The 20472-nt window shown below is 64.4% G+C and carries 15 protein-coding genes; all 15 read left to right on the forward strand.

Going from position 1 to position 20472, the window contains the following annotated elements; genetic code table 11:
* The first annotated feature begins 59 nt into the window (after positions 1-59).
* The 15 genes from QMK50_RS00390 to QMK50_RS00460 all read left to right on the forward strand — a co-directional run bounded on the left by QMK50_RS00390 (position 60) and on the right by QMK50_RS00460 (position 20432).
* Entirely contained in the window at positions 60-1472 is a 1413-nt protein-coding gene (locus tag QMK50_RS00390) for an amino acid permease (protein ID WP_095170296.1), read from the forward strand.
* A gap of 727 nt (positions 1473-2199) precedes the next feature.
* Entirely contained in the window at positions 2200-2991 is a 792-nt protein-coding gene (locus QMK50_RS00395; RefSeq protein ID WP_320332171.1) for an enoyl-CoA hydratase/isomerase family protein, read from the forward strand.
* Positions 2992-3031: 40 nt separating this feature from the next.
* Complete coding sequence (locus QMK50_RS00400) at positions 3032-4192, forward strand: acyl-CoA dehydrogenase family protein (RefSeq protein WP_095170261.1); 1161 nt, start codon at positions 3032-3034, stop codon at positions 4190-4192.
* A gap of 19 nt (positions 4193-4211) precedes the next feature.
* Positions 4212-6311, forward strand: coding sequence for an acetate--CoA ligase family protein (locus tag QMK50_RS00405; protein ID WP_320332172.1), 2100 nt, complete (start codon positions 4212-4214; stop codon positions 6309-6311).
* A 10-nt stretch (positions 6312-6321) separates the two neighbouring features.
* Entirely contained in the window at positions 6322-7929 is a 1608-nt protein-coding gene (locus QMK50_RS00410) for a 5-guanidino-2-oxopentanoate decarboxylase (RefSeq protein WP_095170263.1), read from the forward strand.
* A gap of 30 nt (positions 7930-7959) precedes the next feature.
* Positions 7960-9150, forward strand: a complete 1191-nt coding sequence (locus tag QMK50_RS00415) for a pyridoxal phosphate-dependent aminotransferase (RefSeq protein WP_320332173.1) — start codon at positions 7960-7962, stop codon at positions 9148-9150.
* The gene (locus tag QMK50_RS00420; RefSeq protein WP_320332174.1) at positions 9143-10558 is read left to right on the forward strand and encodes an aldehyde dehydrogenase family protein; all 1416 of its coding nucleotides are present in this window, start codon (positions 9143-9145) and stop codon (positions 10556-10558) included. Before QMK50_RS00415 ends, QMK50_RS00420 begins: the two co-directional genes overlap by 8 nt.
* Positions 10559-10664: 106 nt before the next feature.
* Complete coding sequence (locus QMK50_RS00425; RefSeq protein WP_320332175.1) at positions 10665-12266, forward strand: ABC transporter substrate-binding protein; 1602 nt, start codon at positions 10665-10667, stop codon at positions 12264-12266.
* A gap of 165 nt (positions 12267-12431) precedes the next feature.
* Positions 12432-13391, forward strand: a complete 960-nt coding sequence (locus QMK50_RS00430; RefSeq protein WP_320332176.1) for an ABC transporter permease — start codon at positions 12432-12434, stop codon at positions 13389-13391.
* Positions 13392-13394: 3 nt separating this feature from the next.
* Positions 13395-14234: an ABC transporter permease gene (locus QMK50_RS00435; RefSeq protein ID WP_159995926.1), complete on the forward strand. Its 840-nt coding sequence runs from the start codon at positions 13395-13397 to the stop codon at positions 14232-14234.
* 2 nt (positions 14235-14236) lie between these two features.
* Positions 14237-15883 carry an ABC transporter ATP-binding protein gene (locus tag QMK50_RS00440; protein WP_320332177.1) on the forward strand — a complete coding sequence of 549 codons (1647 nt, stop codon included), beginning with the start codon at positions 14237-14239 and terminating at the stop codon, positions 15881-15883.
* Between the two features lie 9 nt (positions 15884-15892).
* A complete protein-coding gene (locus tag QMK50_RS00445; RefSeq protein WP_320332178.1) occupies positions 15893-16606 on the forward strand; it encodes an NAD(P)H-dependent oxidoreductase in 714 nt (237 codons plus the stop codon).
* Positions 16607-16700: 94 nt separating this feature from the next.
* Complete coding sequence (locus tag QMK50_RS00450; protein WP_095170271.1) at positions 16701-17591, forward strand: universal stress protein; 891 nt, start codon at positions 16701-16703, stop codon at positions 17589-17591.
* A gap of 251 nt (positions 17592-17842) precedes the next feature.
* On the forward strand, positions 17843-18946 hold the full coding sequence (locus QMK50_RS00455; RefSeq protein WP_320332179.1) for a polyamine ABC transporter substrate-binding protein: 1104 nt from the start codon (positions 17843-17845) through the stop codon (positions 18944-18946).
* A gap of 67 nt (positions 18947-19013) precedes the next feature.
* The gene (locus QMK50_RS00460) at positions 19014-20432 is read left to right on the forward strand and encodes an aminotransferase (RefSeq protein WP_320332180.1); all 1419 of its coding nucleotides are present in this window, start codon (positions 19014-19016) and stop codon (positions 20430-20432) included.
* The last annotated feature ends 40 nt before the right edge of the window (positions 20433-20472 follow it).

Below are 20472 nucleotides of genomic sequence, written 5' to 3' on the forward strand. Positions count from 1 at the left end.
AATAATAATGAATGGCCGTAAAGCTGATCCCGTCCACCTCACTCGCCTGGGGTGCTGACATGACGCAAACCACTGAACGTACAGGCATCCACCTGACCCGCGCCCTTAAAAGCCGGCACATTTTCATGTTGTCGCTGGGCGGCGTGATCGGCACCGGGCTGTTCATGGGCTCCGGCGTGACCATCAATCAGGGCGGTCCGGTGGGCGCGATCCTGGCGTACCTGGTAGCAGGTTTCCTGATGTACCTGGTGATGGTCTGCCTGGGCGAATTGTCGGTGCAGATGCCGGTGTCGGGGTCGTTCCAGACCCACGCCACCAAGTTCATCGGCCCGGCCACCGGCTTCATGATCGGCTGGGTGTACTGGATGAGCTGGGCCACCACCGTAGGCCTGGAATTTACTGCCGCCGGCATGCTGATGGTGCGCTGGTTCCCTGAAGTACCGATCTGGTACTGGTCGGCGCTGTTCGTGGTGGTGCTGTTCGGCCTCAACGCCCTGGCCACCCGAGCCTTCGGCGAAGCCGAGTACTGGTTCTCGGGGATCAAGGTCGCGGCGATCCTGGGTTTTATCGTGGTCGGCGTGCTGGTGATCTTCGGCGCGATCCCGCTGAGCAGCGGTGCCCCGGCACCGGGCATGAGCAACCTGATCGGCGACTCAGTGTTTCCCAACGGCCTGTCAGCGGTGTTCGCCGTGATGATGACCGTGGTCTACGCCTTCCAGGGCTGCGAAATCATGGGGGTGGCAGCGGGTGAGACCGACCAGCCGGAAAAGAGCATTCCGCGGGCCGTGCGCAACGTGGTGTTCCGCGTGCTGATTTTCTACGTGCTGGCGATCATTGTGCTGTCCGCCATCGTTCCGTGGCAGCAGGCGGGCCTGATGGAGAGCCCGTTCGTGCAGGTGTTCGATATGGTCGGCATACCTTATGCCGCGGACCTGATGAACTTCGTGATCCTCACCGCGATCCTCTCGGTGGGCAACTCCGGTCTCTACGCCTCGACCCGGATCCTCTGGGCCATGTCCAAGACCGGCATGGCGCCGAAAAGCCTGTCGCCCCTGAGCAAACGCGGCGTGCCACTGCGCGCCCTGAGCATCACCCTGTGTTTTGCCCTGGTGTCGCTGATGACCAGCTTCGTCGCCGCCGACACCCTGTTCATGGTGCTGATGGCCGTCAGCGGGATGTCCGGTACCGTGACCTGGATCGTCATCGCCCTGGCCCAATACAAATTCCGCAAGGCCTACCTGCGTGATGGCGGCAAGCTCGAAGACCTGAAATACCGTGCCCCGTGGTTCCCAGTGCTGCCGCTGGTGTGCATCGCCCTGTGCTGCTCGTTGTTCGTCTTCCTGGCCCTGGACCCAACCCAACGCCCGTCGCTGTACTGGGGCTTCGGCTTCATTGCCCTGTGCTACAGCGCCTACTTCCTGATCCACCGCAAACGCCAGGGCGTCCTGGCCCCGCAACTGCCCACCGCATAACCCCGCACTCACAGGTCCCGGCATACACCAGACCCTGTGGGAGCGAGCGCCCGCTTGCGGCTTGCTCGCGATGGTCGCCAACGTTGACGCGCACAACCTGATGCCCCGCACCGTCCTTGCAACCATCGCTGGCAAGCCAGCTCCCACAGGTCCCTGCATACACCAGACCCTGTAGGAGCGAGCTTGCTCGCGATGGTCGTCAACGATGACGCACTCTGCCTGATGCACCGCGCCGTCCTTACAACCATCGCTGGCAAGCCAGCTCCCACAGGTTCCTGCATACACCAGACCCTGTGGGAGCGAGCCTGCTCGCGATGGTCGTCAACGATGACGCACTCTGCCTGATGCACCGCGCCGTCCTTGCAACCATCGCAGGCAAGCCAGCTCCCACAGGTCCCTGCGTACACCAGACCCTGTGGGAGCGAGCGCCCGCTTGCGGCTTGCTCGCGATGGTCGTCAACGATAACGCGCACAACCTGATGCACCGCGCCGTCCTTGCGCTGGCAGGCCAGCCCCCACAGATGCTGTCATCAGTTGTGCAAAGTTGTAACAGCGCGATCTCCAGCTAACCGCCACCAACAAACAAATCCTTTAAATACAACAAGATATTCACGATCAACCGCTGTTACAGCGGATTTCCCCAACGATTGCCGCCTTGTTGAACACTCGTTTAGTATGGCCTCAAGTCGCAGCACCTCAGGCCAAACACAATAATTCGAGGATTCCCATGACTACTGATTCTGCCGTGCTCTGCCAGGTTGAAGCCGGCGTTGCCTGGATCACCCTCAATCGCACCGCCCAGCGCAACGCGCTCGACATTCCGACCCTGAAATACCTGCACGCTTTGCTCGATGGCTACAACGCCGACCCGCAGGTGCGGGTGGTGGTGTTGACCGGCAGTGGCCGCAGTTTCTGCGCCGGTGCCGACCTCGATGAATGGGCGGCTGCCGAGGCGCGGGGAGCCCTGGAAAGCTACGGCTGGACCGAAACCGCCCATGCCCTGATGAACCGCCTGTACAGCCTGGAAAAACCCACCATTGCCGCCATCAACGGCACCGCCGTGGGCGCCGGCATGGACCTGACCCTGTGCTGCGACCTGCGCATTGCCGGGCAATCGGCGCGCTTCAAGGCCGGCTACACCAGCATGGCTTACTCGCCCGATGCCGGTGCCAGCTGGCACTTGCCACGCCTGATTGGCAGTGAGCAGGCCAAGCGCCTGTTGTTCCTAGACGAGCTGTGGGGCAGCGAACGAGCCCTGGCCACGGGGCTGGTGGGCGAAGTCTGCGCCGACGAGCAACTGCACAGCGTCACCGCGCAACTGGCGACGCGCCTGGCCAATGGACCGACCTTTGCCTTCGCCCAGGCCAAGCAGCTCATGCGTGAAGGCGCTGACCGTTGCCTGGCGCAACAACTCCAGGCCGAACTGGCCGCCGGCCTGCTGTGCGGACGCAGTGAAGACGCCAGCGAAGCCCTGCGCGCCGTCGCCGAGAAACGCCCGGCGCGGTTTATCGGACGCTAACGCCCCCACCTCATTCAGCACACGAACAACAGGTAGCAGCATGAATTTCCAACTGACCCAAGAACAAGAAATGTTGGTGGACGCCGTACGCAGCTTTGTCACCAAGGAACTGCTGCCCTATGAAGAGGCGGTGGACCGCGCCGACGAAGTATCGCCCGAGCTGGCGGCGCAGATTCGCGGCAAGGCGATCGCCGCCGGCTTCTATGCGTTCAACATGCCGGAAGAGGTGGGCGGTGGCGGCCTGGACTACCTGTCCCAGGCGCTGATCGAGCGGGAGCTGTCCAAGGTCTCCTGGGCGCTGCACGTGTTCGTCGCACGTCCCTCGAAGATCCTCATGGCGTGCACCGGCCAGCAGATCAACGACTATCTGTTGCCGTGCATCCAGGGCGAAAAAATCGACTGCTTCGCCCTCACCGAACCGGGTGCCGGCTCCGATGCCAACTCGATCAAGACCCGCGCGGTACGGGACGGCGACGACTTCGTGCTGAACGGCAGCAAGCACTTCATCAGCCACGCCGGGCACGCCGACTTCGCCATCGTGTTTGCCGTGACCGACACCTACGAGCACAACGGCCGTACGCGCAACGCCGTGACTTCGTTCCTGGTCGACCGCAATACCCCGGGCATGACCATCCGCCGCGGCCCGAAATGCGTGAGCAACCGCGGCTACCACACCTACGAAATGTTCTTCGACGACTGCCGCGTGCCAGCCTCCAAGGTGCTGGGTGAAGTCGGCAAGGGCTGGGACGTGGCCAATGCCTGGCTGACCGCCGGGCGGGTGATGGTTGCCGCCAACTGTGTCGGCCAGGCGCAGCGGGCGCTGGACGTCTCGCTGCAATGGGCCGCAGACCGCAAGCAGTTTGGCCAGCCGATCGGCACCTACCAGGGTATCTCGTTCAAGTTGGCGGACATGGCCACGCAGATCCGTGCGGCCGAGTTGTTGACCCTGCACACCGCCTGGAAGATGGACCAGGGCAGCATGACCGATGGCGAAGCCGGCATGGCCAAGCTGTTCGCCAGCGAAACCCTGGGCAAGGTCGCCGACGAGGCGGTGCAGATCTTCGGTGGCATGGGCTTGATGGATGAGTGTGTGGTCGAGCGCATCTGGCGCAACGCACGGATCGAGCGGGTCTGGGAAGGCACCTCGGAAATCCAGCGGCACATCATTTCCCGCGAGCTGCTGCGGCCGCTGCTGCGCTGATCGGTCTCGGAGAACCCCCATGTCCCTGACGATTCGAGACAACCTCAAACGCCTGCTCGCCCCACGCCACGTCGCGTTTGTCGGCGGGCGCAGCATGGCCCGCGCCCTCAAGCGCTGCGCCGAAGGCGGATATGCCGGCCAGATGTGGCTGGTCAACCCGCAACACGACGAACTGGAAGGCGTGCCGTGCGTCCGCCAGATCAGCGATCTGCCTTGCGGACCGGACGCGGTGTTCATTGCCACCAACCGTGAACTGACCCTGACCTGCGTCCGCGAACTGGCCGCCAAGGGCGCGGGCGGGGCGATCTGCTACGCCTCCGGTTTTGCCGAGACCGGCGCCGAGGGCCAGGCCCTGCAACAGCAACTGCTCGAGGCTGCCGGCGACATGGCCTTGCTCGGCCCCAACTGCTACGGCTTGCTCGACTACCTGCACAGCTGCGCGCTGTGGCCGGTGGCCCATGGCGGCAAGGCGGTGGAGCGGGGCGTGGCCGTGCTGACCCAGAGCGGCAATTTCGCCTACAACCTGTCGATGAGCGACCGCTCGCTGCCGGTGGCCTACATGGCATCGGTGGGCAACCAGGCGCAACTGGGCGTGGCGGAGTTGATGGACGTGTTGCTCGACGAACCGCGAGTCACCGCCATCGGCCTGCACCTGGAAGGTCTGAAGAACGTCCCGGCCTTTGCCCGTGCCGCGCACAAGGCGCTGGAGCAGGGCATCCCGGTGATCGTCCTGAAAACCGGAGTGTCGCAGATCGGCGCCGAGCTGGCGCTCAGTCACACCAGCTCGCTGTCCGGCTCAGATGCCTTGTACGACGCGCTGTTTGCGCGCCTGGGGGTGATTCGGGTGAGTGGCCCGGTGAGCTTCGTCGAGACCCTGAAGGCGGCGGCCTGCGGTCGCTTGCCAACGGGCAACAGCCTGATTGCGCTGGCCTGTTCCGGCGGCGATGCCGGGCTGATTGCCGACTACGCCGAACGTAACGAGCTGCGCCTGCCCAAACTCGACGCGGGGCAAACCGCCGAGCTGGCGCAGGTCCTGCCCAGCTACGCGAACCTGGTCAATCCGCTGGACTTCACCACCGCCATCTGGGGCGATGGCGAGGCCCTCAACCGGATGCTCGACAGTGCCCTGCGCACCGAAGCCGACGCGGCCATGCTGGTGCTCGATTACCCCGCCCAGTTCACCGGCGAGCGCAAGGAGTGCGACCTGTTGCTGGAGCTGTACTGCCAGGCACTGGTGCGCCACGGCAAGACTGGCTTCGTCACCTCGGCTTTTCCCGAGCTGCTGCCGGCCCATGCCCGCGAGCGCTTGCATGCCCAGGGCGTAGCTGCCTTGCAAGGGGTGGAAGACGGCCTGGCCGCCTGGGGCCGGATCGCCGGTTACCAGGCTAACCGCCAGGCGTTGCTGGCCCTGGGTGAATCAGCGTTGCTGCCGCTCTGTCCGCAGCCGCTGGCGGGGACGGGCCGGCTGCTCAATGAATGGGACTCCAAGCAGGCGCTGCGGGCCTTTGGCCTGCCGGTACCGAATGGCGTGCGCAGCACCGTAGCGCAGGCCCTCGAGGATGCCCAACGCCTGGGTTACCCCTTGGTGCTCAAGGCGCTCAGCGCCGAATTGCCGCACAAGACCGAGGCCGGGGCCGTGGCGCTCAACCTCAAGGACGCCGCCGCCTTGACTGCCGCCCTGAGCAACATGGCGACCAGCATTGGCGCCCACGCCCCTGGCGTGGTCTTCGATCAGGTGCTGCTGGAACCCATGGCCAGCGCGCCGCTGGCGGAGTTGATTGTCGGCATCAAGCGCGAAAACGACTTTTGCCTGGCGCTGGTGATCGGTGCCGGTGGGGTCCTGGTGGAATTGCTCAAGGACAGTCGCAGCCTGCTGCTACCGACCACCGAGGGGGCGATTCGCAATGCCCTGCTGAGTTTGCGCAGTGCAGCCTTGCTCCAGGGCTTTCGTGGCCGTGCGCCGGCGGACCTCGAGGCACTGGTGGCCGCGATCCGCGCGGTGGCCGACTACGCCTGCGAAAACGCCGGGCAGTTGCTGGAACTCGATGTAAACCCATTGTTGGTCGGTGCCCACGGCACGACCGCGGTCGATGCGTTGATTCGCCTCGGCCATGCGTGAGGATAAACACATGCACACCACACCATTGACCGGTGGCCAGGCCCTGGTTCGCCTGCTGGCCAACTACGGGGTCGACACCGTGTTCGGCATTCCCGGGGTACACACCCTGGAACTCTATCGCGGCTTGCCCGGCAGCGGCATCCGCCACGTCCTGACCCGACATGAGCAAGGCGCCAGCTTCATGGCCGACGGCTACGCGCGGGTCAGCGGCAAACCGGGAGTCTGCTTCATCATCACCGGCCCTGGGGTAACCAATGCCGCCACCGGTATCGGCCAGGCCTATGCCGACTCGATCCCGATGCTGGTGATCTCCAGCGTCAACCACACCGCCAGCCTCGGCAAGGGCTGGGGCTGCCTGCACGAAACCCAGGACCAGCGCGCCATGACGGCGCCGATCACCGCGTTCTCGGCCGTAGCCTTGAGCACGGATGACCTGCCGCAATTGATTGCCCGCGCCTACGCGGTGTTCGACAGCGAGCGGCCGCGCCCGGTGCACATTTCCGTGCCGCTGGACGTCTTGTCGGCACCGGTGTCGCGCGACTGGAGCCAGGACGTGGTGGTGCGGCCCGGACGTGGCGCCGCGTGCGCCAGCGCCCTGGACCAGGCAGTGAGCAAATTGAACGCTGCCAAACGGCCGATGATCATCGCCGGAGGCGGCGCCCTGGACGCAAGCGCCCAACTGCAGCAACTCAGCACCAGGCTGGCCGCGCCGCTGTTCACCAGTGTCGCCGGCAAGGGTCTGTTGCCGCCGCAGGCAGCACTCAACGCCGGCTCGTCGTTGTGCGTGGAGCCGGGCTGGCAGTTGATCGCCGAGGCGGACGTGGTGCTGGCAGTAGGCACGGAAATGGCCGACACAGACTTCTGGCGCGAGCGCTTGCCGTTGAATGCCGAGCTGCTGCGAGTCGACATCGACCCCCGCAAGTTCAACGACTTCTACCCCTGTGCCGTGGCTTTGCACGGCGATGCCCGGCAAACCCTGGACGGCTTGCTCGAACGCCTGCCGTCCGGCCCGCGCGACGCCAGCGCGGCGATTGCCGCCGTCGCCGCCTTGCGCGAAGCGGTGCAGGCCGGTCACGGCCCATTGCAGTCGATCCACCAGGCGATTTTGCAGCGCATTGGCGCCGAACTGCCGGACAACGCCTTTATCAGCACCGACATGACCCAACTGGCCTACACCGGCAACTACGCCTTCGCCAGCCTGGCCCCGCGCAGTTGGTTGCACCCCACAGGCTACGGCACCCTGGGGTATGGCTTGCCCGCCGGGATCGGCGCCAAGTTCGGCGCACCGCAGCGTCCGGGCCTGGTGCTGGTGGGCGACGGTGGATTCCTCTACACCGCCCAGGAACTGGCGACCGCCGTCGAGGAACTGGACAGCCCGCTGGTGGTGCTGCTGTGGAACAACGACGCCCTGGGCCAGATCCGCGACGACATGCTGAGCCTGGACATCGAGCCGATCGGCGTGCTGCCGCGCAATCCGGACTTTGCCGCCCTCGGCCGAGCATTCGGCTGCACCGTCAGCCAGCCGCAGAGCCTGGCCGAGTTGCAGACCGATTTGCGCCACGGCTTCAAACGCAACGGTGTCACCCTGATCGAGCTCAAGCATGCCTGCGCTCATTGACTTGATGGTTTGTTTGACGGAGGCAGGACCATGCGTTTTTCCGATCTGACCCAACGTATCGCCGGCGACGGCGCCGCCGCCTGGGATATTCACTACCGTGCACTGGCCTTGCGCGAGCAGGGCGCAGACATTCTGCTGCTGTCGGTGGGCGACCCGGATTTCGACACCCCGGCACCCATCGTCCAGGCCGCCATCGACAGCCTGCTGGCGGGCAACACCCACTACGCCGACGTGCGCGGCAAACGTACTCTGCGTGACGCCATCGCCCGTCGGCACCAGGCGCGCAGTGGCCAGGCAATCACCACTGAACAGGTGATCGTCCTGGCTGGCGCCCAATGTGCGCTGTTCAGCGTGGCCCAGTGTGTGCTCAACCCGGGCGATGAAGTACTGGTCGCCGAGCCCATGTACGTCACCTACGAAGCCGTATTCGGTGCCTGCGGCGCGGTGGTGATCCCGGTGCCGGTGCGCTCCGAGAACGGCTTTCGGGTGATGCCCGAAGACGTCGCCGCGCGCATCACCCCGCGCACCCGGGCCTTGGCGCTCAACAGCCCGCACAACCCTTCAGGGGCCAGCCTGCCGAGAAGCACCTGGCAAGCCTTGGCCGAACTGTGCATCGGCCATGACCTGTGGCTGATTTCCGACGAGGTCTACAGCGAGCTGCTGTTTGACGGCGAACACGTGAGTCCGGCCAGTCTGCCGGGCATGGCAGAGCGCACGGCGACCCTCAACAGCCTGTCGAAATCCCACGCGATGACCGGCTGGCGGATCGGCTGGGTGGTGGCGCCACCGGCGCTGGCTGCGCACCTGGAAAACCTTGCGCTGTGCATGCTCTATGGCCTGCCTGATTTCGTCCAGGATGCCGCCGTGGTCGCCCTCGACAACCACTTGCCAGAACTGGCGGCGATGCGCGAGGCCTATCGCCAGCGCCGTGACCTGGTCTGCGCAGTGTTGGCCGATTGTCCCGGGGTGCGGGCGTTGAAACCCGATGGCGGGATGTTCGTGATGCTCGATATCCGCGCCACTGGGCTTAGCGCCCAGGCGTTTGCCGACCGTCTGCTGGATCGCCACGGCGTTTCGGTGCTGGCCGGCGAAGCCTTTGGCCCCAGTGCGGCCGGGCATATCCGCCTGGGCCTGGTGGTCGACAGCGTACAACTGCGCGAGGCCTGCCAGCGCATCGCCCGTTGTGCCCATGAATTGATGGAGGCCCAGGCCCATGCTTGATCACCGTTCGTTGTATATCGATGGCCGCTGGCTGACCCCGTCGGGGCAGGGCGTGGCCGAGGTGATCAACCCGGCCACCGAAGAACTCGCCGGCCGCGTGCCGCTGGGCGATGAGCGTGACGTCGAACTGGCCGTGGCTGCGGCGCGGCGGGCGTTTGGTCCCTGGTCACGTACCGCCTCCAGTGTGCGTGCCGGCTACATCCGCGCGCTGGCCGAGCAACTGCGGCTGCGGGCGGACGAGATGGCGGCAGTGATCACCAGCGAACTGGGGATGCCGGTGCAATGGTGCCGCTCGGTACAAGTCGACGGGCCGATCATTGGCCTGGAGCAATACGCGGAGATGGCGGGCCTGATGGATCAGGTCCGTGAGGTCGGCAACTCCCTGGTGATCCGTGAAGCAGTGGGTGTCTGTGCCTTCATCAATCCGTGGAATTACCCGCTGCATCAACTGCTGGGCAAACTGGCGCCGGCCCTGGCCGCCGGGTGCACGGTGGTGGTCAAGCCGAGCCAGGAAACTCCGCTGCACGCGTTCCTGCTGGCGCAGATGATCGAGGCCATCGGCCTGCCTGCCGGGGTGTTCAACCTGGTCAGCGGGCCGGGTTCGAAAGTCGGCGAAGCCCTGGCCAAGCACCCGGATGTCGACATGCTGTCGTTCACCGGCTCCACCGGCGCCGGAGTGCGCGTGGCCCAGGCTGCCGCACCGTCAGTCAAGCGGGTGTGCCTGGAGCTGGGCGGCAAGTCGCCGCTGCTGATCGCCGAGGACGCCGACCTGGCCGCTGCCGTGCAGTACGGCGTACAGGACGTGATGATCAACTCCGGCCAAACCTGCACCGCCCTGACGCGCATGCTCTTGCCCGCACGTCGTTACGCCGAGGCGGTGGAACTGGCACGCGAGCAAACCCTTGGCCTGGCCATGGGTGATCCGCTGGATCCACAGAGTTTTCTCGGACCGATGTGCTCGGCGGCGCAACGGCGCACCGTGCAGGACTACATCCGGCTCGGCCAGCAGGAAGGTGCGCGGCTGGTGTGCGGCGGTGACCACGCGTCGGCGTTCGAGCGGGGCTACTACGTCACGCCGACCCTGTTCGCCGATGTCGACAACCGCATGCGCATCGCCCAGGAAGAGATCTTCGGCCCGGTGCTGTGCCTGATCCCCTACACCGATGAAGCGCACGCGTTGCAGATCGCCAATGACTCGCCGTTCGGCCTGTCCAGCGCGGTCTGGGCCGGCAGTGCTGAGCGCGCGTTGCACCTGGGCCGGCAACTGCGCGCGGGCCAGTGCTTTATCAATGGCGCGGCGTTCAATTACCAGGCGCCGTTCGGTGGCTATAAACAATCCGGGAATGGCCGGGAGTGGGGGGAAGAGGGGCTCAATGAGTTCGTCGAAGTGAAGGCGATCCAGGTGTGACGGTTGACGCCCCACAGGGTGTTTGCACCGGGCCATGGCCCGGTGCCTTGCGTGGAGTTGGACCGGTAATCGATTAACAACGCAGCTTTTGATCAGAGGCCATGCAATGAGCGATAACAACAACAAAATTACTCAAGCGATCCATGCACATAGCTTCCCGCGCCGGGACTTCCTCAAGTACAGCGCGGCTGCGGCCGCCATGGCCGGTGCCTTCTCTATGGGGTTGCCGTTTGGCGCATTTGCCGAGGAGGCGACCCCCAAGCCCGGTGGCGTGCTGCGCCTGGGCCTGGCCGGTGGCAGCACCACCGACTCGCGCGATCCCGGCTCCTGGAGCGACACCTTCACCTTTGTCGGGTTCTCGGCGGTGTACAACACCTTGAGTGAAATCGCCGTCGACGGCAGCGCCATTCCGGAACTGGCGCTGAGCTGGGAGTCGAGCCCGGACGCGCGGGTCTGGACCTTCAAGTTGCGCCCGGGCGTGACCTTCCATAATGGCAAGAGCCTGAACAGCGACGATGTGGTGGCCTCGATCCAGCACCACCTGGGCGAGAAGTCGACATCGGCGGCCAAGACCGTGCTCGGCGATGTCGCCAAAGTCAGCGCCCAGGGCCCGGACAGCGTGGTGTTCGAACTGCACTCGGGCAACGCCGATTTCGCCTATGTGGTTGCCGATTACCACCTGGTGATCATGCCCAGCAAGGACGGTCTGCCGGACTGGCAGTCTGCGGTCGGTACTGGCGGCTATCGACTCAAGGACTTCGAACCGGGCGTGCGCATGACCCTGGAGCGCAGCCCCGACTACTGGAAACCCGGCCGGGCGCACTTCGCCAGTGCCGAACTGATCGCCATTGCCGATGGCGCCGCGCGGGTCAACGCCCTGGTGACCGGCCAGGTGGACGTGATCAACAAAGTCGACCTCAAGACTGTGGCGCTGCTCAAGCGCAACCCCAACCTGGTGATCGAGGAAACCAAGGGCGCCCAGCACTACACCTTTCCCATGTTGACCGACAGCCCGGTGTTCCAGAACAACGACGTGCGCCTGGCGATGAAGCACGCGATCAACCGCGAAACCCTGCTGGCCTCGGTGCTCTACGGCTATGGCCTGGTGGGCAACGACCACCCGATCCAGCCCGGCAGCCGGTTCATCAACAGCGCGCTGGAGCAACGCACCTACGACCCGGACAAGGCGCGTTTCCACCTGAAGAAGGCCGGCATGGATTCGCTCAAGGTACGCCTGCAAGCGTCCGATGCAGCCTACACCGGGGCCGTGGACGCGTCGGTGCTGTTCAAGGAACAGGCCCGAGCCGCCGGGATCGACATCGACGTGGTGCGCGAGCCAGCCGATGGTTTCTTCTCCAACGTGTGGATGAAGCAACCCTTCACCACCTCGTTCTGGTACAGCAGCCTGACCGCCGACCGGATGTTCAGCATCGGGTACGCCAAGGGCGCGGCCTGGAACGAAACCCACTGGGATAATCCGCGCTTCAACCAGTTGCTCAATGCCGCCCGGGGCGAGATGAACGAGCCGCTGCGCCGCGAGATGTACAACGAAATGCAGGCGCTGTGCCGCGACGACGGCGGGGCGATCGTGCCGTTGTTCGCCAGCTCCGTGGCAGCTCGTTCCAAGCGAGTCAGCCACGGCGGCCAGACCGCGCCGTATGGCGAGCTGGACGGGTTGCGGGTGATCGAGCGCTGGTGGCAGGCGTAAGAAATTCTCGAAGCGATGAAAATCCCTGTGGGAGCGAGCGCCCGCTTGCGGCTTGCTCGCGATAGCAATTGGTCAGGCAACATTGATTTTGAATGGACCGCCGCCATCGCGAGCAAGCCGCAAGCGGGCGCTCGCTCCCACAGTAGAAGAATAAGGAACCGCACGATGAGAAGTATTTTCAAGCTGTTGGGTCAGCGCCTGGCGCTGGGCCTGCTGTCCCTGTTCGCCGTATCGGTGATCATCTTCCTCGCCGTCGGCATGCTCCCCGGTGACATCGCCCAAGCTATGCTCGGCCAGTCAGCGACCCCGGAAACCGTGGCGGCCTACCGCGCGCAATTGGGCCTGGACCTGCCGCCATTGACCCGCTTCGGCCACTGGATCTGGCAGTTGCTGCAGGGCAACCTGGGGGTTTCGCTGGCCAACCAGCGGCCGATCGCCGAGCTGGTCGGCAGCCGCCTGGGCAACACCTTCAGCCTGGCGCTGCTGGCGGCGCTGGTCTCGGTGCCGCTGGCCTTGTTGCTGGGCATGCTCGCGGCGTTGTATCGCAACAGTTGGTTCGACCGTTTGCTCAACACCTCGGCCTTGAGTGCGGTGTCGTTTCCCGAGTTCTTCGTGGCCTACCTGCTGATCCTGGTGTTCGCAGTCAAACTCAACTGGTTCCCGAGTATTTCCAACCTGGCTCCGGACGCCTCGCTGGGCACCATCCTCGAGCGCTCGGTGCTGCCGGTGGCGACCCTGAGCCTGGTGGTGATCGCGCAGATGATGCGCATGACCCGAGCCTCGCTGATCAATCTGCTGGCCAGTCCCTACATCGAAATGGCCCGGCTCAAGGGCATCAGCCCGTCGCGGATCATCTTTCGCCACGCCCTGCCCAACGCGCTGGCGCCGATCGTCAACGTGGTGGCGCTGAACCTGGCCTACCTGGTGGTGGGGGTAGTCGTGGTCGAGGTGGTGTTTGTCTATCCCGGTCTTGGCCAGTTGCTGGTGGACTCGGTGGCCAAGCGCGACATTCCGGTGGTGCAGGCCTGCAGCCTGATCTTCGCGGCCACCTACATCCTGCTCAATACCAGCGCCGACGTGCTGTCGATTGCCAGTAACCCACGCCTGATGCATCCGAAGGAGTAGACCATGAGCCTGCTTAAACAATTGCTCCGGGCACTGTTCCGCGCGCCGCTTAGCGCCCAGTTCGGCCTGCTGGTGATCGTGCTGTATGTCCTGGTGGCGCTGTTCGCCCCGCTGTTGGCGCCGTTCGGTGAAACCCAGGTGGTGGGCGAGGGCTTCGCGCCCTGGGGCGGCGAGTTCCTGCTGGGCACCGATAACCTGGGCCGCGACATGTTCAGCCGCCTGGTCTACGGTGCCCGCAATACCCTGGGGATTGCCTTCCTGACTACGCTGCTGGCGTTCCTGCTCGGCGGCTTGAGCGGGTTGGTGGCGGCGATCAAGGGCGGCTGGGTTGACCAGGGCCTGTCGCGGGTGGTGGACATCCTGATGGCCATCCCGCAACTGATCTTTGCCTTGCTGATCCTCAGCGTGGTGGGCACCACGGCCACCTCGCTGGTGCTGGTGATCGCGCTGCTGGATGCAACCCGGGTATTTCGCTTGTCCCGCGCGGTGGCGATGAACGTGGTGGTCCAGGACTTCGTCGAGGCCGCGCGGCTGCGGGGTGAGGGCCTGTGGTGGCTGGTGACCCGCGAGGTGCTGCCCAATGCCGCGGCGCCGCTGATTGCCGAGTTCGGCCTGAGGTTCTGCTTTGTGTTCCTGTTCATCAGCGCGCTGTCGTTCCTCGGCCTGGGGATTCAACCGCCCACGGCCGACTGGGGCAGCATGGTGCGCGACAACGCGGTGCTGATCACCTTCGGTGACATCAGCCCCTTGCTGCCGGCCCTGGCCGTGGCGTTGATCACGGTAAGCGTCAACTTCGTCGTCGACTGGATGCTGCACAAATCCAGCGGTCTCAAGGAATGCTGATGATGAATACTGCCAAACCGCTGCTGGAAATCCGCAACCTGCACATCGAAGGTCACTACGAGGACGCCTGGCACCCGTTGATCAAGGGCATCGACCTGACCCTGCAACGGGGCGAGGTGCTGGGCCTGATCGGCGAGTCGGGGGCCGGCAAGTCGACGCTCGGCCTGGCCGCCATGGGCTACACCCGCGATGGCTGCCGGATTACCGGCGGATCGCTGCAGTTCGATGGCATCGACCTGTTGGCCGCCAAGCCCGAGACCCTGCGCAAACTGCGAGGGCTGCGCATCGCCTATGTCGCGCAGAGTGCCGCGGCGTCGTTCAACCCGGCCCATCGCTTGATTGACCAACACGTCGAAACCGCCGTGCAGAACGCCGGCATCAGCCGCGCGCAAGCCATGGCCGAAGCCGTCGAACTGTATCGGGTACTGCGCCTGCCCAACCCCGAGCAGATCGGCCAGCGGTATCCGCACCAGGTCTCCGGTGGCCAGTTGCAGCGGGTCATGACCGCGATGGCGATGGCTTGCCATCCGGACCTGATCATCTTCGACGAGCCGACCACGGCGCTGGACGTCACCACCCAGATCGAGGTGCTGGCGGCGATCCGCGATGCCGTCGCAACGTACGGCAGCGCTGCTATCTACATCAGCCACGACCTGGCGGTGGTCGCGCAGATGGCCGACCGGATCATGGTGCTGCGCCACGGCAAGCTGGTGGAAGAGGCCCAGACCCGGCAAATGCTCGACGCCCCGCAGCAGGACTACACCAAGTCGCTGTGGGCGGTGCGCAGTTTTCGCACCGAACCCAAGCCCTTGCCGCAGCAGGAACAGCCGTTGCTGGAATTGCGCAACAGCTGCGCCAGCTACGGCCAGCACCCGGTACTGCACGACGTATCCCTGAGCCTGTACCGTGGCCAGACGCTGGCGGTGATCGGTGAGTCCGGCAGCGGCAAAAGCTCCACTGCGCGCTTGATCACCGGCCTGCTGCCACCGACGGCCGGGCAGGTGCTTTACGACGGTCAGCCGCTGCCGGCGGATTTTCGCCAGCGCAGCAAGGAGCAACTGCGCAAGATCCAGATGATCTACCAGATCCCCGACACGGCGCTCAACCCGCGCCAGCGCATCGTCGATATCATCGGCCGGCCGCTGACGTTTTACCTCGGGCTCAAGGGCCAGGCCATGCGCACCCGGGTGGCCGAGTTACTGGAGATGATCGAGCTCGATCCGGCGACGTTCATGGAGCGCCAGCCCCGGGAACTGTCCGGTGGGCAGAAACAACGGATCTGCATCGCCCGGGCGCTGGCGGCCGATCCGCAACTGATCATTTGCGACGAAGTGACCTCGGCCCTCGACCAACTGGTGGCCGAGGGTGTACTGAAACTGCTCAACCGTATTCAACAACAGCTCGGCGTCGCCTACCTGTTCATCACCCACGACGTGGCCACGGTGCGGGCGATTGCCGACGAGGTGCTGGTGATGCAAAGGGGCAGGGTAGTGGACCACGGCTCACGTGATGCCATCTTTACCCCGCCGCACCAGGACTACACCGGGCTGCTGTTTTCATCCGAACCGCAAATGGACCCCGACTGGCTCGACCGGTTGCTGGCCACGCGCGCCGCACACCCTTCAACGCCGACGCTTGCAGACGTCTAAGGAATCATCATGAAAGTATTGATCGTCCACGCTCACCCCGAACCGAACTCCTTCACCGCGGCCCTGCGTGACCAGGCCGTGACCACCCTCAAGGCCCAGGGCCACGAGGTGCAGGTCAGCGACCTGTACGCGATGAACTGGAATCCGGTCGCCAGCAGCCAGGACTTTTCCTCGCGGGAAAACCCCGATTACCTGGTCTACGCCCTGGAACAACGCCTGGGGGTCAAGAGCCAATCCCTGGCCGCGGACATCCAGGGCGAGCTGGACAAGCTGTTGTGGGCCGACTTGCTGATCCTCAACTTCCCGATCTTCTGGTTCTCCGCCCCGGCCATGCTCAAGGGCTGGATCGATCGGGTGCTGGTGTCGGGCATTTGCTATGGCGGCAAGCGTTTTTACGATCAGGGTGGGTTGGCCGGGAAGAAGGCGCTGGTGACGGTGACCTTGGGGGGGCGTGAGCACATGTTCGGCGACGGTGCGATTCACGGCCCGCTGGAAGACATGCTGCGGCCGATCCTGCGCGGGACCTTGGCCTACGTTGGGTTTGATGTGCTGGAGCCGTTTGTCGCCTGGCACGTGCCTTATATCAGCGATGAGGCGCGCCAGACGTTTCTGGTGGAGTACGACCAGCGCCTGCGGCACCTGGCGGATGAACAGCCCCTGGTGTTCCCGCGACTGGCCCAGTTTGACGAGCAGTTGTATCCGCGGCCCCCAACTATGGCCTGACCAGCCATCGGCCTTGATCGGGATCAATACGCTAAACCCCCACGGGTGCAGTCTTGGGTCAATACTGAACATAACTTCATCCGAGAATCCGACCATGAGCCAGTACCAACGCCTGCTGCTGATCATCAACCCGGCCCTGCGCCAGTCGCCGGCCATCCAGCAGGCGGGTGCGCTGGCTGGGGCCAGTGGCGCGAGCCTGCACATCGTCGGGCTGATCAAGTCCCTGGGCATCCTTTCCCTGCTGGAGGGCGATGACTGGGCCAGCGCACGGGCCAGCTATCTGCAGGAACAGGACCTCTGGCTCCAGGCGCAAGCCCATCAACTGCGAGTCAGCGGGGTTGAGGTCACGGCCTACACCACGTGGTCCGAAGACGTCAGGAGCGACATCCTGCAGCACGTCAGCGAACTGCAACCGGACCTGCTGATCAAGCAAGTGCAGCAGGAACCGTTGCTCAAGCGCACCTTCTTCACCCCGATGGACTGGCACCTGCTGCGCTATTGCCCGGTGCCGACCTACCTGGTGGGCGACCAGGCCCAGGCCTTGCCGCGCAAGATCGTTGCGGCAATCGACAGCGCCAATGACCAGCCACAGAATCAAAAGCTCAACGAGCGGATCCTCAAGCAGGCCGAACGCCTGGCGTTGCAATGCGATGCCGAACTGCACCTGGTCACAGCCTGCGACATAACCGCCGATTTTCTGGGTGACCTGGGCGCCGCCGGGTTGGCGTTGAGCGACTTGACCCGGCAATTGCGCCAGGACCTGGAAAACGCCTTCCTCAATACCGCCGAGCATTTTGGCGTAGCGCCGGAGCACCGGCACTTCATCAAGGGTGATCCAGTCCAGGTGCTGGCCGAATTCGCCCATCAGAACCAGGTGGATGTACTGGTGCTGGGGCGCAATCAGTCTCGGGGCCTGGAAAAACTCATCGGCAGCACCACCGAGCATCTGCTGTACCAGGCGTCCTGCAGCGTGCTGGCAGTCTGACGGATATCCCTGTAGCCGCTGCCGAAGGCTGCGTTGGGTTGCGTAGCGACCCCCAGCGGATGTATTGCCGAGTTGAATGAACGTCGTGCGGTCGTTGACGCAGCCTCGCGCTGCTCGACAGCTGCTACGGTTCTGCGTTTGGGGGGCGGTCGTCCACCCCCATTCGGGGTATGGTGCCGTTGCGTCAATCCGCCAATAGTAAGCACGTCCGCTCATCCAGAGCCGAGTCTGCTTATAAGGTGGAATGTGCAATGCGCAAGGCACTACACGTGTTTTCCAGTCTGTTGCTAGCTCCCTTGTCCTGGGCGGTGCATGCCGCCGAGGTGAACGATGCCCACACGCTGCGGCTGTACAACTGGGCGGACTACATCGGTGAAAGGACCCTGGCCGACTTTGAACAGGCCACGGGGATCAAGGTCATCTACGACACCTTCGATGCCTACGAGACGGTGCAGGCCAAGCTGCTCACCGGCCACTCCGGTTACGACCTGGTGGTGCTCAATGCCTCCCTGGTGCCGCCGCTGATCAAGGCCAAGGTGTTCCAACCCCTGGACAAGCAGCAACTGCCGGGCTGGAGCAACCTGGACCCCAAGGTGCTGCACGACCTGCAGGGCTACGATGCCGGCGTGGCCTATTCGGCGCCCTACACCTGGGGCAGCAATGGCGTGACCTACAACGTCGACATGATCAAGGCCCGCATGCCCGATGCCCCTATCGGTTCGCTGGCGATGATCTTCGATCCCAAGATTGTCTCGCGCTTCGCCGACTGCGGCGTGACCCTGATCGATGCGCCCACCGAAGTCATCCCCCTGGCATTGACCTACCTGGGCCGTGACCCCCGCAGTGCCGCGCCGGCCGACCTAAAGGCCGCCCAGGATCTGCTGCTGTCGGTGCGACCCTACATCAAGAAGTTCGACTCGGTGAACTACCTCACCAGCCTGCCCAATGGCGATGTCTGCATGGCGATGACCTGGTCCGGCGATTACGCCACCGCCCAGGCCCGGGCGGAGGAGGCCAAGCTGAAGATCAACCTGGCGTACTTCGTGCCCAAGGAAGGCTCGCTGATCTGGTTCGACAATATGTACATCCCCAGTGACGCGCCCCACGTGGCCAACGCCCACAAGTTCCTCCAGTACCTGTTGCAACCCCAGGTAATGGCCGACGTCAGCAACTACATCCACTACGCCAACAGCAACCAGGCCGCCACCGCGTTGCTGCTGCCCGAGGTGCGTGACAACCAGGCGATCTACCCCGACGCGGCCACGCGTGAGCGGCTGTTTGCGCAGAAGACCCAGGATGCCAAGGACATGCGCGCCATCACCCGGGTCTGGAGCACGGTAAAGACCGGGCTCTGAGTCAGTGTCGGCTCGCTCCCACCTTGATTATCCCAGCTGATTGATCATCACCTTCGAGACCTTTGCCATGACCACACCCAACGCCGAGTTCTTCAACAAGTTCGATAACGCCCAACTGGTCAAGGCCGACAAGGCCCACCACATGCACGGCTACCACGTGTTCGATGAGCACCGGCAAAACGGCGCGCTGAACATCGTCGCCGGCGACGGCGCGTATATCTACGACAGTGAAGGCCAGCGCTTTCTCGATGCGGTGGGCGGCATGTGGTGCACCAACATCGGCCTGGGCCGCGAGGAAATGGCCCTGGCGATTGCCGATCAGGTCCGGCAACTGGCGTACGCCAATCCGTTCTCCGACATGGCCAATGCGGTGGCAATCGAGCTCTGCGAAAAACTTGCCAGCCTGGCCCCCGGCGATCTCAACCACGTGTTCCTCACCACCGGTGGCTCGACCGCGGTCGACACCGCCTATCGACTGATCCAGTACTACCAGAACTGCCGTGGCAAACCGCAGAAAAAACACATCATTGCCCGCTACAACGCCTATCACGGCTCGACCTGCCTGACGATGTCGATCGGCAACAAGGCCGCTGACCGGGTGCCGGAGTTCGATTACGCCCATGAGCTGATCCACCACGTCTCCAACCCCAACCCGTACCGTGCCCCGGATGGCATGGACGAGGCGCAGTTCCTCGAGTTCCTGGTCCAGGAGTTCGAAGACAAGATCCACAGCATCGGTGCCGACCGGGTCGCGGCGTTTTTTGCCGAGCCGATCATGGGCTCCGGCGGGGTGATCATTCCCCCTGAAGGTTATCTGCAGCGCATGTGGCAGGTGTGCCAGGCCCACGACATCCTGTTTGTCGCCGATGAAGTGGTGACCTCGTTCGGCCGCCTGGGCAAGTGGTTCGCCTCCAGCGAGCTGTTCGGCGTGCAGCCGGACATCATCACCACCGCCAAAGGCCTGACCTCGGCCTACCTGCCGCTGGGGGCGTGCATTTTCTCGACGCGGATCTGGGACGTGATCGCCGAGCCCGGCCAAGGGCGCTGCTTCACCCACGGTTTCACCTACAGTGGCCATCCGGTGTGCTGCACCGCGGCGCTGAAGAACATCGAGATCATCGAGCGCGAGAACCTGCTGGCCCACGTGCAGGAGGTGGGCAGCTACCTGGAACAACGCCTGGCAACCCTGCGTGGTTTGCCGCTGGTGGGCGATGTGCGCTGCGAGAAACTCATGGCCTGCGTCGAGTTCGTGGCCGACAAGGCCAGCAAGGCGCTGTTTGCCGACGAGGTCAACATCGGCGAGCGGATTCATCTGCGGGCCCAGGCCAAGGGGTTGCTGGTGCGGCCGATCATGCACCTGAACGTAATGTCGCCGCCGCTGATCATCACCCATGCCCAGGTCGACGAAATCGTCGAGACCCTGCGCGCGTGCATCCTCGAGGTCGCCGCCGAACTCCAGGCCCTGGACCTGTACGCCGGGCGATGAGCAGCCGCGGCCTGCCTATGCGCGGTCCTGGCTCACCGGC

Origin of the sequence: Pseudomonas sp. P5_152, from assembly GCF_033989915.1 — a bacterium.
In the GTDB taxonomy this organism is placed as follows: Bacteria; Pseudomonadota; Gammaproteobacteria; order Pseudomonadales; family Pseudomonadaceae; genus Aquipseudomonas.